The 15,635-nt window shown below is 65.1% G+C and carries 17 protein-coding genes and 1 pseudogene; 7 read left to right on the top strand and 11 right to left on the bottom strand.

What is annotated here, in order from left to right; translation table 11 throughout:
• The first annotated feature begins 87 nt into the window (after nt 1–87).
• Nucleotides 88–636: a zinc-binding dehydrogenase gene (locus ACFFII_RS03530; RefSeq protein ID WP_377697519.1), complete on the top strand. Its 549-nt coding sequence runs from the start codon at nt 88–90 to the stop codon at nt 634–636.
• Between the two features lie 86 nt (nt 637–722).
• Nucleotides 723–1,886, top strand: coding sequence for an epoxide hydrolase family protein (locus tag ACFFII_RS03535; protein WP_377697520.1), 1,164 nt, complete (start codon nt 723–725; stop codon nt 1,884–1,886).
• A gap of 79 nt (nt 1,887–1,965) precedes the next feature.
• On the opposite strand, the pseudogene ACFFII_RS03540 reads toward ACFFII_RS03535, so the two are convergent.
• The 4 genes and pseudogenes from ACFFII_RS03540 to ACFFII_RS03555 all read right to left on the bottom strand — a co-directional run.
• Nucleotides 1,966–2,172 (bottom strand): annotated as a pseudogene (locus tag ACFFII_RS03540) (alpha/beta-hydrolase N-terminal domain-containing protein); the annotation flags it as partial.
• 822 nt (nt 2,173–2,994) lie between these two features.
• On the bottom strand, nt 2,995–3,729 hold the full coding sequence (locus tag ACFFII_RS03545) for an MgtC/SapB family protein (RefSeq protein WP_377697521.1): 735 nt from the start codon (nt 3,727–3,729) through the stop codon (nt 2,995–2,997).
• A 348-nt stretch (nt 3,730–4,077) separates the two neighbouring features.
• On the bottom strand, nt 4,078–4,284 hold the full coding sequence (locus ACFFII_RS03550) for a cold-shock protein (RefSeq protein ID WP_377697522.1): 207 nt from the start codon (nt 4,282–4,284) through the stop codon (nt 4,078–4,080).
• A gap of 242 nt (nt 4,285–4,526) precedes the next feature.
• A complete protein-coding gene (locus ACFFII_RS03555) occupies nt 4,527–4,940 on the bottom strand; it encodes a PepSY domain-containing protein (RefSeq protein ID WP_377697523.1) in 414 nt (137 codons plus the stop codon).
• Between the two features lie 269 nt (nt 4,941–5,209).
• Between ACFFII_RS03555 and ACFFII_RS03560 the strand changes: the two genes are divergently transcribed.
• From ACFFII_RS03560 to ACFFII_RS03575, 4 genes are read left to right on the top strand one after another with little or no spacing between them, the layout of a single operon-like run.
• Nucleotides 5,210–5,488, top strand: a complete 279-nt coding sequence (locus ACFFII_RS03560; protein WP_377697524.1) for a metal/formaldehyde-sensitive transcriptional repressor — start codon at nt 5,210–5,212, stop codon at nt 5,486–5,488.
• On the top strand, nt 5,485–6,450 hold the full coding sequence (gene dmeF / locus ACFFII_RS03565; protein WP_377697525.1) for a CDF family Co(II)/Ni(II) efflux transporter DmeF: 966 nt from the start codon (nt 5,485–5,487) through the stop codon (nt 6,448–6,450). The genes ACFFII_RS03560 and dmeF overlap by 4 nt, the downstream gene beginning before the upstream one ends.
• A gap of 48 nt (nt 6,451–6,498) precedes the next feature.
• Nucleotides 6,499–6,777: a chromate resistance protein ChrB domain-containing protein gene (locus tag ACFFII_RS03570; RefSeq protein ID WP_377697526.1), complete on the top strand. Its 279-nt coding sequence runs from the start codon at nt 6,499–6,501 to the stop codon at nt 6,775–6,777.
• 9 nt (nt 6,778–6,786) lie between these two features.
• The gene (locus tag ACFFII_RS03575; protein WP_377697528.1) at nt 6,787–7,221 is read left to right on the top strand and encodes a YqaA family protein; all 435 of its coding nucleotides are present in this window, start codon (nt 6,787–6,789) and stop codon (nt 7,219–7,221) included.
• Between the two features lie 176 nt (nt 7,222–7,397).
• Here the strand turns inward: ACFFII_RS03575 and ACFFII_RS03580 are convergent, their stop codons facing one another.
• The gene (locus tag ACFFII_RS03580) at nt 7,398–7,598 is read right to left on the bottom strand and encodes a heavy-metal-associated domain-containing protein (RefSeq protein WP_377697529.1); all 201 of its coding nucleotides are present in this window, start codon (nt 7,596–7,598) and stop codon (nt 7,398–7,400) included.
• Nucleotides 7,599–7,772: 174 nt separating this feature from the next.
• Between ACFFII_RS03580 and ACFFII_RS03585 the strand changes: the two genes are divergently transcribed.
• Nucleotides 7,773–8,174 (top strand): c-type cytochrome, encoded by a 402-nt coding sequence (locus ACFFII_RS03585; RefSeq protein ID WP_377697530.1) that lies wholly within the window; start codon nt 7,773–7,775, stop codon nt 8,172–8,174.
• Here ACFFII_RS03585 and ACFFII_RS03590 read toward each other — a convergent pair.
• The 6 genes from ACFFII_RS03590 to copM (ACFFII_RS03615) form a co-directional block, all read right to left on the bottom strand.
• Complete coding sequence (locus tag ACFFII_RS03590; RefSeq protein WP_377697537.1) at nt 8,171–8,578, bottom strand: MerR family transcriptional regulator; 408 nt, start codon at nt 8,576–8,578, stop codon at nt 8,171–8,173. The two genes, ACFFII_RS03585 and ACFFII_RS03590, sit on opposite strands and share 4 nt — an antisense overlap.
• Nucleotides 8,579–8,689: 111 nt before the next feature.
• A complete protein-coding gene (locus ACFFII_RS03595) occupies nt 8,690–8,989 on the bottom strand; it encodes a c-type cytochrome (RefSeq protein WP_377697532.1) in 300 nt (99 codons plus the stop codon).
• 245 nt (nt 8,990–9,234) lie between these two features.
• On the bottom strand, nt 9,235–10,746 hold the full coding sequence (gene copM / locus ACFFII_RS03600) for a CopM family metallochaperone (protein WP_377697533.1): 1,512 nt from the start codon (nt 10,744–10,746) through the stop codon (nt 9,235–9,237).
• 140 nt (nt 10,747–10,886) lie between these two features.
• A complete protein-coding gene (locus ACFFII_RS03605; RefSeq protein WP_377697534.1) occupies nt 10,887–11,183 on the bottom strand; it encodes a hypothetical protein in 297 nt (98 codons plus the stop codon).
• A 326-nt stretch (nt 11,184–11,509) separates the two neighbouring features.
• Nucleotides 11,510–13,849: a heavy metal translocating P-type ATPase gene (locus ACFFII_RS03610; protein WP_446686929.1), complete on the bottom strand. Its 2,340-nt coding sequence runs from the start codon at nt 13,847–13,849 to the stop codon at nt 11,510–11,512.
• 379 nt (nt 13,850–14,228) lie between these two features.
• Nucleotides 14,229–14,735, bottom strand: coding sequence for a CopM family metallochaperone (gene copM, locus ACFFII_RS03615; RefSeq protein ID WP_377697536.1), 507 nt, complete (start codon nt 14,733–14,735; stop codon nt 14,229–14,231).
• Nucleotides 14,736–15,635: the final 900 nt, after the last annotated feature.

The raw sequence follows: 15,635 nt of genomic DNA on the forward strand, positions 1-15,635 counted from the left end.
CCTTCGTCCTCCATCTGGCTCGAAAGCTACTTCAGGGAGGACCACTTTTCAGGGGGCAGACCACTCGTGCATGCCGCCTCCGGAGGGGTGGGACTCATTCTCGGCCAATGGCTCGCGGCCAAGGGCGTGACGGCGATTGGTACGGCGGGCGGGCCGGAAAAGACCGAACTGGCCCGTGCGCATGGGTATGCCCATGTGATCGACTATCAGGCCGAGGAATTCGTTGCCCGGGTGCGCGAGATCACGGGCGATCAGGGTGTTCACGTGGTCTATGACAGCGTCGGGCGCGACACCTGGCGCGGTTCGCTTGATTGCCTGCGGACCCACGGGGCCTTTGTTAACTTCGGGCAGTCCTCGGGCCTGATCGAGGGCTTCACCCTTGCCGACCTGGCCAGGGGCTCGTTCACCGCATGCCGGCCGGTCCTGTTCCATTACATCGCCGATCCTGCCGAGTTGCGCAGGCGAGCCGCCGACCTGTTCGCCTGCGTATTGTCGGGTCAGCTCAGGGCAGGGGTCCGCCAGCGCTATCCCTTGGCAGAGGTGGCTGAAGCGCATCGCCGGCTTGAGGCGCGCAACACGACGGGGGCTACTGTGTTGACGATTGAACAGGAGCTTGGACGAAAGACCGAGGCATGACCGTGACGCGGCCGCGCTGATCGTCCCAATCACGGCAGTTCATCCGCCCATTCCGCCGGCAACGTCACAGAAGATTGTCGCAGCCCATGCCCCTCCAGCCAACCCGCTTCGAACTCAGCGTTCCCCAAGACGCAATAGACGATCTGCGGTTCCGTCTGGGCCGCACCCGTTTTCCGGATGAGGCCCCGGACTCGGGATGGAGCCATGGCGCCGATCTGACCTTCATGCGCGATCTGGCAGCTTACTGGCGCGAGCAGTTCGATTGGCGTGCCGCAGAAGCACGGCTGAATGCATTTCCCCAGTACAAGGTCGATCTTGCGGGCATTGGGCTGCATTTCCTTCACGTCCCGGGGCAAGGGCCGGATCCGCACCCGCTTCTCCTCTCGCACGGGTGGCCCGGTTCGGTCTTCGAGTTTCTCAACCTGATCCCCCGCTTGGCCGATCCCGGCCGCTTCGGCGGCGATCCCGCGGACGCGTTCACCGTAATTGCGCCCTCGCTTCCTGGCTTCGGGCTGTCCTTTGCCCCGCATCAGCCGCGGTTTTCGGCCGAAGCCATGGCGGATTGTCTGGCGTCCCTGATGACCGACGTGCTCGGCTACACCCGATTCGGAGCGCAGGGTGGCGACTGGGGTTCGTTCATCGCGGCAAGGCTCGGGCATGCCTATCCAGACAGGATCTCGGGCATCCACCTGAACTTCCTACCGCTGCGGCGCGATGCCGAACTGGTCGCGGAGCCCACCCCGGAAGAGGCGCGCTATCTTCAGGAACTCGCACATTTCCTTCGTGAGGAAGCTGGCTACCAAGCCATACAGGGCACGCGCCCGCAGACCCTTGCCTATGGCCTGACCGACTCGCCCGCGGGACTGGCCGCCTGGATAACCGAAAAGTTCCGCGCCTGGTCGGATTGCTTGGGCAATCTCGAAACGGCCATTTCCCGGGACGACCTGTTGGCGAACATTTCGCTTTACTGGTTCACGGGCGCGATCAACTCGTCCTTTTGGCCCTATTACGCGCGAGCCCACGGCCCTTGGCCGGTTCCCGAGGGCGAGACGGTCGATGTGCCGACTGGCTATGCGGCTTTCCCGCGAGAGATCCTGCGCCCGCCGCGCTCGCTGGTCGCGCGGACCTTTACCGACATCCGGCGCTGGACTTCGTTCGAGCGTGGCGGCCACTTCGCCGCACTCGAGCAGCCTGACGCCCTCGCCGCCGACATTCGGGCCTTTTTTCGGCTTTGCAGAAGTGTGCGATAGACATTCTCAAGTATCTGAGATGTTGGCCGCGCGCCGCGACATGTGCCGGTAAAGCTGTACCCGCAGGCCGTTGCACCAGAGCCCCGGCAAGCATCAGAGCCGCGAAGATCAGCAGCGCCACCACTGCCATCCTCGGCACATCGACGCTGTCGAGCAAATCCATGCTCATCCGGCTGCGGATGCCGTTCTGACAGTTCTGTGCCTGTACGAGGCAGAAGACGAGGAACAGTGCGGCCGGAACGCTCGCCAGCAGATGCGCCACCGTGGCAGCATGCCCGCCAAGCACGGGCAGTTCGACGGCATGCTACAGCGTCAGCAGCCGCCCGGTCACATAGCCAAGCCCCGCCCAGCACATCCCGGACTAGCCAGCCGCGCGTAATCAGCGATGGCGTGAGCGAGGCCGCGAACAGCGCAAGCCCCAGGTAGAGCGGGAAAAGGGACACTTCCGGTAACCGTCGCCGATCCGTGCCGCTTGCCTGTCGTTCATCTGCCGCAGGTTTGCCCGGCTTTGTCTCGACCGCGAGAGCAGGAGTGAGATGCGCAGCCAAGGTGCCACGTGTAAGTGGGTAAGGTTCGATCCTAGTGCCGCAAATGCCAGCCGGCAGAGGGCTGTCGCCTTCCGAAATGGAATCCGCGCCGCGTTAGTTCCCACCGAACAATGTCTGCTTTTGTGCGCCCCATGTGGGATGGAAACCCGAACACTCGAGGTGGAAACCATAGCGTCCCACAGAAACCACGTGGAAACCCGAGGTGGAAACCCCAAAATCCTGCCTGTGACTGGAGTTTTTGCGAGCATAAGCCCACCGCATAGAAAAACCCGTCGGAAGGACCCACAGGGGCGACAACGTGCAGCTACTCAGGGTGCCGTAGGAGATGCTGCAGGAGATCATCTCGGTTAGGCGGCTTTTCAGGGGAAGCAAAAATTCAGAGAGAGCAGAAAGATCGACGCTAAGAGCCCATCGCGGACGTTGAGGCAAGCGCTCTGCCGCATGCAGGTTCGGCCCATAGCTGCCATTCGCCGAGGAGCGGTGCTGCACAGCACCTTTCCCTATAGCCGCCATTCTTGGCAGGACTTCCTGTGGCTTATCTCACCATTGGACTGTTCGACTCAGCCGCCGGCCTCGGGTGCGCCGGCGTCTTCGGCCAGCAGCAGGGTGAAGCCCAGCACCGCCGGGTGAGCGCGCAGCGCCTCGGCCAGCCGGTCGCGATTGGCAAGGCTGGGGCCCCAGGTCGTTGCGCTGAAGGTGGTGCTGCGTGCCTGTGCGTCGTAACTCTGGCTCAGCGGCTGGTCGGGCAAGCCATGTGCCTGCAACAGCCGGCGCAGCCCGGCCGCGTCGAGCCCTTCACCCTCCCGGATCACGACGGTCAACCGCAGGCCGCTGCTGCGCGGCAGGACGGCATAGAGGATCCGCAGCCCGACCAGAACCAGCAGCGTCGCGGCCGTGCCGATCAGCGCCAGCCCGAACATGCCCACGCCATAGACGATCCCCAGGGCTGCACTGACCCACAGCGAGGCGGCGGTGGTCAGCCCGTGGACCGAAGGGCCTTCGCGGAAGATCACCCCCGCGCCCAGGAACCCGATCCCGGTCAGGATGCCATGTGCCATGCGGGTCGGGTCCGACACGATCTGCGTGCCGGGCACGAGGTTCAGCGTCCAGAGGTCCTGATGCGCCGCGGCGAGCGTCAGCAGCGTTGCGGCGAGACACACCAGGGCATGCGTCCGCAGCCCGGCCGGCTTGCCCTGCACCTCGCGGTCAATGCCGATCAGCATCCCGGTGATCAGGCTGGCCAGCAGCGGCAGACCGATTTTGATAGACAGAACCGTGGCCAGATAGTCGGGCAATTCAGGCTCCTTGGCGTAGCGGGTCTCACCCACTCGTGTGACGCCAAAGCGTGTGCCGCGCCTGATGGTTCCCGCAAGCTCGAGGGTAAGCTTATCCGAGTAATCTCCCCTCTTCCGGCGGGACGAGATCGGCTTCGATCTTCCGGCGCAGGACCTCGCCATGTTGGCCGAAGTCGCCGAAGTGGGCAGAGGCATGTATCTCAATGCGACGGCGACGAGGTCATAGACGCCCTTCAGCGCCACAACAGGTGGATCCAGACGCGCTTCGATCACAACGTCGAGGCGGTGCGGGCACAGACTGCCAAGAGCACCGGCAGGAATCGGCCTTCCAAGTGATCTTCGACGCGGTCAGAGTGTCCGGAGATCGACCGCGCTCGTCTTGCCGTTCCGGCCTGTCTCCATTTCATAGGACAGCTTCTGGCCATCTTTCAGGCTCTGCAATCCCGCGCGCTCCACGGCGCTGATATGGACGAATGCATCTGTTCCGCCATTCTCCGGGGCGATGAAGCCATAGCCCTTGTCGATGTTGAACCACTTGACCGTACCGATCGGCATGAAAGATCTCCCTGGCGCTTTCCCGCATAGGGATGCTCATGGCGCTGCTGGCCTGCAAGCACTTTCTGGGCGGAGGGAGGGGCGGATGAACCCCTGCGCGGTTACGGGATCTGTCGGCATTTCTGCCCTGCCATCCGCCTTCAGGGCGCTGGGCATGCAAGAAGGGCTGCTTTCGGCTGCGGCCCTTCCATTCGCAGCGAGATCGGCATCATACCGGTGGGTCCGGATCAATTGCGGCCGTTTCAGTTGCCGCCTTCGTTCCCGCCGCCATTGCCATTGCCGTTGCCACCGGCCTGATCTGAACCACGGCCCTGACCACGATCGTCATCGTCCTCGCCGTCCTCGTCCGCCCGGTCGTTCTGTCCGCTGGCGGGAAGCTCCTTGCCGGAGACCTGCTCGGCCCGCTCAAGACCGGTCGTCCGGTTGTCGTCCCGCGACACGAGTTCTCCGGTGTCCCCGTCATAGACGAGTTCCACCTCCTTGTTGCCACGCATGGCCTCGACCTCGATGCGCCCATCGTCCCGGTCGATCTCGATATCCTTGTAGCCTTGGCTTTCCAGGTCGCTCCGGATCCGGTCGGTCAGCGTGTCCGCCTGTGCAGCGCCCGCACCTGCACCCAGTGCGATGGCGGCGGCCATGAGGATCATCCTGGTCATGTCGTTCTCCTTGTTGACGAGGCGCTTGTAGGCCCCGGACAGGCGATGAACGCATAGGCAGCAAACGCGGATCACTCCCGTTGCCGTGATCGGCAGGCGTCTGCCACCAGTCATGAGCAAGATGGGCAACCGCTAGGGAGCACTATAGCGTGGACGCTCACCTCCCACTGCCATGCCCTCAAAAGACAGTAATGCGGGACGAAGTTGGCCATCCTGCAATGCAGAGAACGGCCTTGCGCTCCTCAATCAATAGGGTATCCCCCTATCCCATGAGTCACACCACAAAGCACAAAGCCAAGCTCCTCGCCCGGGTCCGCCGCCTCAAAGGGCAGATCGAGGCAGTCGAGCGGTCCCTCGAGGCCGACGCACCCTGTGGCGAGGTCCTGAACCTGGTTGCCTCGATCCGCGGCGCGGTCGGCGGCCTGACGGCGGAGCTGATCGAGGACCACATCCGCGAGCATGTATCCAATCCGGACCGGGACGAGGACTCCGATCGCGGGCAGGCCGCAGGCGAACTGATCGACATCATCAGGACCTATCTCAAATGAACATTCAGGCGTCGCGGCTGGCCAGCCCGCACGAGCACGTCTACCTGGGCAACAATCACGAGCGTAACGAGCGCCGGACCTGGCTGGTCATCGCCATTACCGCCGCAATGATGGTGGCCGAAATCACCGCGGGCAGCATCTTCGGCTCGATGGCGCTGATTGCCGACGGCTGGCACATGTCGACCCATGCGGGGGCCATGCTGATTGCCGCGCTCGCCTATCGCTATGCCCGCCGCCACGCCCGCAATGAACGCTTCACCTTCGGCACAGGCAAGATGGGGGACCTGGCGGGCTTTGCCAGCGCCGTGATCCTCGCGCTGATCGCGCTGCTGATCGGCTGGGAAAGCCTGATGCGGTTCTACAGCCCGGTCGCGATCAGCTTCCGCCAGGCGATTGCCGTGGCAGTGATCGGCCTGATCGTCAATCTCCTCTGCGCCTGGCTGCTGCGCGAGGACCACGCGCATCACCACCACGGCCATAGCCATAGCCATGGCCATGACCATCATTCCCATGATCACGGTCATCCTCATGAGCATGCGACCGACAACAATCTGCGCGCCGCCTACCTGCACGTCCTGGCGGATGCCCTGACCTCCGTGCTGGCCATCGCGGCGCTGACGCTTGGCAGTCTCTATGGCTGGAACTGGCTTGACCCGGCGATGGGCATGGTCGGCGCGGTCGTGATCGCGCGCTGGTCCTGGGGGTTGATCCGCGACACGGGCCGGGTCCTGCTCGACTACGTGCCCGAGGATGAGGATCTGCCAGACGAGATCCGGGCCGCACTGGAAACCGGCGCGGATCAGGTGACCGATCTGCATGTCTGGCAGCTTGGCCCGGGTCACCACGGCGCGATTGTCGCGATCCGGTCCAGGGAGCCGCTGGAGCCCGCGGCCTACCGCACCAAGCTCTCGCATATCCACGACCTCTCCCATCTGACGATCGAAGTCGAGCGCGCTGCCTGAGGAGGAAGAGCGATGGAAGGGGGCTCCTTGTGACCCTGCCAACCAACAATGCGCATGGACGCAAGATCCGTGTCAGGCGCCCGGTCCAAGATCAGCCGCATAGCCTGTCCCTGGCTCATCCGCCGCCTTGTCGATTTGCGGGCGGTGATCCTGTTCGTTGCCGCTTCCGAGGTGGAGGGCGTGGCGGAGCGTCACGACGAGGCCCCTTTTGACATTGAGGGGAGGCTTCAGTCATCGCGGCGAGCTGTGCAGCTTCGACGGATGCCGATGGAGTTCAGCCTCTCCATCGACAACCCGCGTCGGCAGTGGCTGGGCCGGCGTGCCTGACCGGTCATCATGATTGATCTTGCTGTTTATGGCGGCCTGTTTCTGGCGGCCTTCACCGCAGCGACTCTGCTTCCTGCGCAATCCGAGCTCCTAGTTGTCGGTCTTCTACTGACGGAGCACCCGCCAGGGCTGGTGCTGACTGTTGCCAGCCTCGGCAATGTGCTGGGCTCCGTAGTCAACTGGTTTCTCGGGCGAGGATTCGAACGGCTGCGCACCCGACGCTGGTTCCCGGTGAGCCCGGCCGCCTTGGCACGAGCGGAGGGCTGGTATCGCCACTACGGCAGATGGTCGCTGCTACTGGCTTGGGCGCCGATCATCGGCGACCCGTTGACTGTCGTTGCAGGAGTGCTGCGCGAGTCGTTCTGGGTGTTCTTGCTCCTCGTCAGCGTTGCGAAGATTGGCCGCTATCTTGTTCTGGCAGCAGCAACATTGGGGTTCGCTTGACTAAGTTGCCGCTCTGCCCCGGCGCTGCAAAGCAAGCTCCGTCTCTTGCAGGCGCATAGGACGGGGTTGACGAGATTGTGGTCGAGCAACCTCAAGCCATTCGTGCCCCCCGTTCGCCTTGATCGCCGCCGGCGGAGGCGGTGCCCCACCGGATTGAAATAGCGGGATGAGGGTTCTCAGCTGGTTGCCGGCACCACGGGGAAGCCTGCTGCAGCAAGGGCGGACGCAAAGCGGTCACGCGGCAGATCGCTGGTCAGCTCGACCTCGCGACGGTTCTGATCGATGACGATAGAGGCACTTGCATCGACCGACTGGATAGCGCGGGTGACGCTGCGGGCGCAGCCGCTGCAGCTCATGTTGGGGAGATGGAGACGCATGACACCTTCCTTGGTTCTTCTCATGCCTGAGCAGATGGGAGCTTCCAGCGCGGGAAGGTCAAGGCGCGCCAACAACTTCCTGATGTTGACCTTCGCGTGAATGGCCACAATCTGGCGGACATGACTGGAAGCCGTTCGTCTGCCCTCTTCCTTCCAACTGCATCGCTGCTTGTCGTGAGCTTCGTTTGCAGCGTCCTCTGGGCAGGATGGAGCTACAGCACCTCGGCCCAGACCCAGCGCGGGGCCGAGCTTTATGCCGAACATTGCGCGACGTGCCACGGCGCTCAGCTTGAAGGTCAGCCCGACTGGCAGGTCGCGGACGAAAGTGGCGTTCTCCCTGCACCGCCGCATGACGCATCCGGCCACACCTGGCACCACGATGATGCCATGCTGACCGACTACATCCGGCGGGGCGGCCAGGCGGTTCTGGACGACCTGGGCGTGTCCATGACGTCCGGCATGCCAGCATTTGGCGAGATCCTCAGGGACAGCGACATTGCCGCCATCCTCGGGTTCATCAAGTCGACGTGGCCCGAGCGGATACGCGTGATCCAGGCCGAACGGAATGGCGGCTAGGCCCGGCTCGGGACAGTGCAATCTCCTGCCAGTGCATCGAGAATCGAGCAATCCGGCTGCCCATTGCCCGCACAGCTCTGAACGAGTTGCTGCAGGGCAGTGCGCAGCTGCGCCAGATCAGCCAGCCTTTCGTCGACCTGGGCGAGATGACGCGCGGCGATCTCGCGCACGTCGGCACTGCTGCGGCTCGTGTCTTCGTTCAGCATCAGGAGGTCGCGGCAGTCCTGCAGCGAAAAGTCGAGCCGTCGCGCACGGCTCAGGAAGCGCAGCCGGTGGACATCTGCAGGGCTGAAATGGCGATAGCCGTTCGACCCGCGCTGCGGGGTCACAAGACCGATGTCCTCATAGTATCGGATCGTCTTGGTGGTGAGACCCGACGCACGTGCAGCTTGGGCGATGTTTATTCCAGTCCTTCCTTGCCCTGAAGGGTGCCACGTGCACTCTGAGCAGGGACACGGCAAGGCCGCGGCCGGGACCCGCCCCCGATCACGGCCAGGATGCCCAAGATCAGCGGGTTACCGGATGCCGTTCGCAACCTGAACCTCGCGCACGAAGCGGATGATGCCGGCCAGCTCCGGGTCCGTGAGCCCCGGAACCGGGGCCATGTTTCCAAATGGCCAGTGATGGGCACGCACCCCGTTGCGAGCTGCCAGGACGAAAGCCATGTCGCCGTGGTGGCTCGGTTCGTAGATCTTGTGGATCAGCGGTGGTGCAATTCCCGCCCGCCCCTCGGCATCGGTGCCGTGGCAGGACGCGCAACTGGCGGCGAAGGCCTGCTGACCGGCTTTGGCTTCGGGTGACAGCGTGACCGGCATGGCCACGATGGCAAGGGGTTGGCCCTCTTCTGCCAGCCTTGCGGCATCGGATTGGCCCCACAACCACCAGGCACCGCCTGTGGCGATCGCGGCACTCGCCGCGAGACGAACAGCTCGCATGATGTCTTTCCTCTGAATGGCTCCCGCGACGGGAGAGCCGCGCGAGCGGTGCCGGAGAGGCTTTGTTCGGTGGGATGTAGCTCGGATTGGCGCCGGGAAACCCGGCGCCAGCTTCTGCGATCCGGTCAGTTCGACGGCCCATGAACGATGCCGTTCGGACGGTCACCGACCGGCACCGATCCGAGCACCTCCTGACGCGCGACGTCGATGACCGAGACGCTGTCGTCCGCGATGTTGGTCACGAACACGAAGGCGCCGTCCGCCGAGGCCGACACGCCATGCGCGCCAAAACCAGTCTTCAGCGTCTTGGCAACCGAGCCCGTCGCCGTGTCGATCACCGACACGGTGTCGTTCGGCGCAGCCTCGGTCCCCTGGTTGGCGACATAGACCTGCCTGCCGTCGCGGGTGGCGATCATCTGGATCGGATTGGGACCGACCTCGATCCTGTCCGTGACCTCGCGCGTGGCGGTGTCGATGACGGCCACACGGTTCTCATCCCGCAGCGAGACATAGACCCGGCTGCCGTCAGGGGTGAAGCCGACCTGGACCGGGGCAGTTCCCACCGGAATGCGTGCCGCCTCGGTGAGGCTGGCCGTGTCGATGACCGAGACCGAGCCGTCCTCGACATTGGCGACATAAAGCTCGGTCCCGTCGGGGCTGAGGCGCAGCCCATGCGGATAGGCGCCGGTTTTGATTCGGGCGGTGACAGCACCTTGCGCCAGATCGACCACCGCCACCTCGTCGCTGCCCGACAGCGAGACGAAAGCACGCCCCTGCCGGTCGGCCACCACATGGGCGGGATGCGCCCCAACCTTGATCGTGGCAGCGGGCTTCGACAGATCCCGCGGATCGAGCATCACCAGAAGGCCGGCGGTATCGCCGCCGGCATGGTCATGCCCGTCGCCGTGATCGCCGCTGGCCGGAGTGCCGACCGCCAGCAGGAAGCGCCCATCCGGCGTCAGATCGACGTTATGGGGCGCCACCGGGATGGGCACCGTGGTCACGGCCCCGGTGCCCAGGTCGATGGCGCTGATCGAGCTGCCGCCTTCATCGGCGGACCAGATGGTGCCGCCGGTCTGGCCGAAATCGATGGCCTCGGGTTGGGCCTTCTCCTTCAGCCAGGCTTCCATCTCGGCGATCTCGCGCTCCTGCGCCGCGATGATCTGCTCGGCCCACGCCTTGGTCTGCGGGTCGTCGCCGTGCTGCTGGACAATCCGCGCCATGTCGATCGCGCCCTGATGATGCGGGATCATGCCCCGCACGAAGGCGGTGTCCGCATCCTTGGCCCTGACGCCGTCCATCATTGGCCCGTGCATCGCGCCGCTGGCATCCACATAGGCGCGGGTGAACTCGGGGGCGCTCCCATCGCCGGCAGCTTTCGATGCATCGACCGCACCGTGCATCATCCCGCCCTGCATCATCTGCTGCATGGCGCTCATGCACTCGGCAGGCATGGCCTGCATCATGGTCTGCATCTGGTCTGGCATACCCGGCATCGGCATCGCGGGGGCGGCAGGCGGGACGGCCTGTTCCCGGGGCTGAGCAGGATGGTGGGCGTCGTGCCCGGCCTGGGCCTGGGCAGCGGCGGGCAGCCCGGCTGCGAGGCCAAGGGAAAGGGCGATTGCAGTTCGTTTCATTGCTGTTCATCCATGCTGACGGGAAGGCAGCGTCACGCAGCGGACGCGCGGTCCCCGATGATCGGTGATGGCTGGATGGCGTTGCCGGGCTGTCGGTCGAAGCGGCCGGACGGCGTGGACCTGTCAGGCCCGGAACGCCTTCACACGACGAGGGATGAACGGGGCGGCCGCAGGATACCCTCGGGTGTCCGCCCCAGGCGGTCCGCCATGATGCCGAGATAGGCTTCCCCACCGGACGGCGGGTCTGCCCGCGCGCCTTCGGGCAGAAGGGCAATGATCGTGCAGAACTGATTGCAGCAAACGTCATGCGACACTGGCGCGCCGTCGCCAGACGTGTCCGGATCTTCCGAGATCGGCTGGGCACATCCTGCCGCCGCATGGGAGTGATCGCAGTTCTGGTCCAGGGCCACGGCGACAGCCGGCTCGGCATGGGTCATGTGTTCTGCGGGAAGCGAGTGGGCTCCGGCCTGCAGACCCAAGGCGGTGAAAGCCAGGAACAGCAATGCGGTTGCGAGCCACTGCCTCCAGCAACTGCGGCGCCTCATGCCCTTTGTCGCACTCCTGTTCATCCGACCGTTCGTTCTCTTCCCCTGGACCAGCTCAGGCTTCCTGCCCGCTCATGAAGCAGAAAGGCGCCATTTTCCGGCGGTACCTTCATTACACCATGTCGTGCGGGACGATGGCACCTGAAAGCGGCCAGGGCGGCTTGCGACATGATGCCGCCCGTCGATGCCGACAACCGCTTCGGGCCGCCTTCTGGTGATCACAGCCTCAACCCCCGCAGCCGGGACGCGTTCGCGATCACGCTGACCGAGGACAGCGCCATGGCGGCCGCCGCGATGATCGGGGACAGCAGGATGCCGAAAACCGGGTAAAGCACCCCTGCCGCGATCGGGATGCCCAGCGCGTTGTAGATGAAGGCGAAGAACAGGTTCTGGCGGATGTTGCGCATGACCGCCTCGGACAGCCGCCGCGCCCGCACGATGCCGGTGAGATCGCCCTTGAGCAGCGTGACGCCGGCACTCTCCATCGCCACGTCGGTGCCGGTGCCCATCGCGATGCCGACATCGGCGGCAGCCAGCGCGGGCGCATCGTTCACGCCGTCCCCCGCCATTGCCACGACTTCCCCTGCCGCCTTGTGCCGCTGCACGACCTCACTCTTCTGATCCGGCAGGACCTCCGCCTCGACCTCGTCGATGCCGAGTCGGCGGGCGACGGCTTTGGCCGTCGTCCAGTTGTCGCCGGTCAACATGACCACGCGGATGCCTTCGGCCTTCAGCGCGGCCAGCGCCTTTGGCGTCGATGCCTTGACCGGGTCCGCAATGGCAAGGATGGCGGCCGCCTGCCCATCGACGCCCATGAAGATCGCCGTCGCCCCGTCCTCGCGGAGCCGGTCGGCCTGCTCGGCCAAGGGCGCGACATCGACCCCCTGTTCGGCCAGGAACCTTGCGTTGCCGAGCGCGATGCGGCGCCCTTCGACGGTGCCGAGCGCGCCCTTCCCGGTGGGCGAGTCGAAACCCGCGACCGGCGCGGGCGCGATCCCGCGTTCCTCCGCGGCGCGGACGATGGCGAGCGCCAGCGGATGCTCGCTCGCCCGCTCGACGCTTGCGGCCAGGCGCAGCACCTCCGCCTCGGCGTGACCCGCGGCCGGAACGATGGCGGTGACGGCGGGTCGGCCCTCGGTCAGCGTCCCGGTCTTGTCGACGATGATGGTGTCGATCTTCTCCATATGCTCCAGCGCCTCGGCGTTGCGGATGAGGACGCCGGCCTGGGCGCCACGCCCGACGCCGACCATGATCGACATCGGCGTGGCAAGTCCCAGCGCACAGGGACAGGCGATGATGAGGACGGACACGGCGGCGACCAGCCCGAAGGAGAACCGCGGCTCGGGGCCCCAGATCGCCCAGGCGGCGAAGGCCAGCAGGGCGACCCCGATCACCGCCGGCACGAACCAGCCCGACACTTGGTCGGCAAGCCGCTGGATCGGGGCACGGCTGCGCTGTGCTTCTGCGACAAGCTGGACGATCTGCGACAGCATGGTGTCACGGCCGACGCGACGGGCCTCGATCACCAGGGCGCCGGACTGGTTCATGGTCCCGCCGATTGCCTTGGAGCCGACCTCCTTCGTCACCGGCATGGACTCGCCCGTCACCATCGACTCATCGACGGCACTGCGACCCTCGATCACCTCGCCATCAACCGGCACCTTCTCGCCGGGCCGGACCCGAAGGCGGTCGCCAACATGGACCGCATCGAGCTGGACCTCTGCCTCGGTCCCATCCTCGTGGATGCGCCGGGCGGTGCGGGGGGCGAGGTCCAGCAGCGCGCGGATCGCGCCGCTTGTGCTTTCGCGAGCGCGCAGTTCCAGCACTTGGCCCAGCAGGACCAGCACGGTGATCACCGCCGCCGCCTCGAAATAGACTGCGACCGAGCCGTCATGCTGGCGGAAGGCGTCGGGGAAGATGCCGGGCACGAGTGTCGCAACGACGCTGTAGATCCACGCCGCCCCCGTGCCCATGGCAATCAGGGTGAACATGTTCAGGTTGCGCGTGACCAGCGACTGCCAGCCGCGCTGGAAGAAGGGCCACCCGGCCCACAGGACCACCGGAGTCGCGAGGATCAACTGGATCCAGTTCGAGCTGCGTTGGCTGACGAGGTGATCGAGCCCGAGCAGGTGCCCTCCCATTTCCAGCAGGAACACAGGGATCGTCAGCACCAGCCCGATCCAGAAGCGACGGCGCATGTCGATCAGTTCGAGATTGGGCTCGGCTTCCAGGCTGACCAGAACAGGTTCCAGTGCCATGCCGCAGATCGGGCACGACCCCGGCCCGACCTGCCGGATCTCGGGGTGCATGGGACAGGTGTAGATCGTCCCCTCGGGCACGGGCTCGGCCTTGGCCTCCGCGGCGGCCGGATCGAGATAGCGCTCGGGCTCTGCCAGGAATTTCGCGCGGCATCCCGCCGAACAGAAGTAATAGGGCCGTCCGGCGTGCTCCGCCTTGTGCTGCGTCGCATGGGGATCGACCATCATGCCGCAGACCGGGTCCTTGACCCGATGCGCGCTGTCTATCGGAGCCGTCGCCGGGGCGTGCGAATGCTCCAGTCCGTGAAGGCTGGAGTGAACATGCTCGGGGCCGTGAGCCTGCCCCGACCGGAGATGCTCATGGCTGCCGCTGAAAGATCCGATCTCCGTTTCGGGGAGGACTGGGGATTGGTCCTTGCCTTTGCTCGCCATGATGTGCCTCGTTCGGGAACTGTCCAGGAATCGCCAGCGCTCGTCCTGCACGTTCCTGTCGCTGGAAGGTCAAGAAGAAATACCGTTCTGTCGGTGGTCCTGCTGGGCTTTCCGTCTCGGAGGATTGCCTCCTGGGTCTGCCGGAACACCGTGAGACGTCGACATGGCTTCGCTGCCGGGGTCTCGTAGCATTCATCCTTGCGGTCGTTGAGGCCGCCGCAGCTTCAAGCTCCGGCGGCCCGGCTCCTTACTTCTGGCCCGTATTCTTTTCGACCCAAGCCGTCATCTCCTCGATCTCCGGGCCTTGGGCATCGATGATTTTCTGGGCCATGGCCTTCGACTCCTCGTCGTTGCCGTATTCTAGCTCGACCTCGGCCATCGCGATGGCGCCGGCATGATGCGCGATCATCCCGCAGTGGAAGGCAAGGTCGGGGTCCTTGATGGTATGGGTGGCCATCATCGGGCCGCTCATCTTCATCATGGCCTCCATGGAGGCGGTCTGGGCCTCGTCCATGCCCTGCATCCCGCCCATCATGCCGTGCATGTTCATGCCCTGCATCATGCCGGGCATGCCGGTCATTCCGGACTGCTGGATCGCATCCCGGCAGCCCTGCGGCAGGATCGACAGGTCGGCCATCTGCTCGGGCTGAGCCGCCGTGGACGCCGCCTGCCCCGCTGCCCCGCTTTCCTGGGCGAGTGCCGCCGGAGCGGCGAGAAGGGCGGTCAGAGCGGCGACGAGTTGAAACTTGTGCATGAGAGTTCTCCTCATGAAGAAACGGGTTTCGTTTGGGATCATATTGCCGGTTCCCGGCAGCTTGCGTCGCCCGAACGCGTTCCCCGGAAGCCGGAGTGGCGCGAACCTCGGACCGGCCATGACCATGGTTTCCGCTGGAGTCGCTCAGGCAGGGTAAGAAAGGCGCGGAGGGCGGCGCAGTCGTTCAGGATCATGCCCGGTCAACGAGGCGGCCGTCATTGAGCATCGCGATGGCACGCCCCAAGGGTCGCTCAGGAGAGGCTCTTCGTCAGGAACGAGGGCCGTCAGGCACGCTTCGCCGCAGCAGGGAGGTGACTCCTTGTCAGCCGAACCATGCATATCGTGGTCAGCCTGTAGGTGCTCCTGGCTTTGCCGCAGCTCATGCAGGCCGTTGCTCGTGACAGCAGCGGCGCCGGCGTGAGGAAGGTGATGATCGTGGAGGTATGGAAGCCCGCCCATGGCAGCGGCAGCGTGCGTCACGAACATCGCCGCTGCAAGAACCGCAATCGCAGTCGCAAGCTTCTGCCAGGTTCGCGCAGCTCTCGTGCTGACGGCTTGCCGTTTCATAGGTCGGAAACGCCAGGGAAGGTAAGTTGTTCCATGTCCCCATAGGCAACCCTGCGCTCTTTGCCGGCCTGGGTCTTCGCGCTTCGTCCCAAGTTATGGTCCTCAACCGCACCCGCCAGCTGGGATGAGACGCCGGTGCAGCCGCTCAAAGAAGCGACCCAGATGCGGAAGGCGGTTTGCCTTCAAGCTGGCCGCGAAAAGAGGGGCGGCCGCCCCTGACAGGTGTCCCCGTAGTCAGGGCGCATCGGCACCAGCGCCTCGTCGATCATCTGACCTGCCATGGGATTTTTCCTCCACCGCCGATTAGAGTCCGCCCTAACTCGAGGACGGACA

The sequence above is a fragment of the Paracoccus niistensis genome (genome assembly GCF_042432925.1).
Classification (GTDB): Bacteria; Pseudomonadota; Alphaproteobacteria; order Rhodobacterales; family Rhodobacteraceae; genus Paracoccus; species Paracoccus niistensis.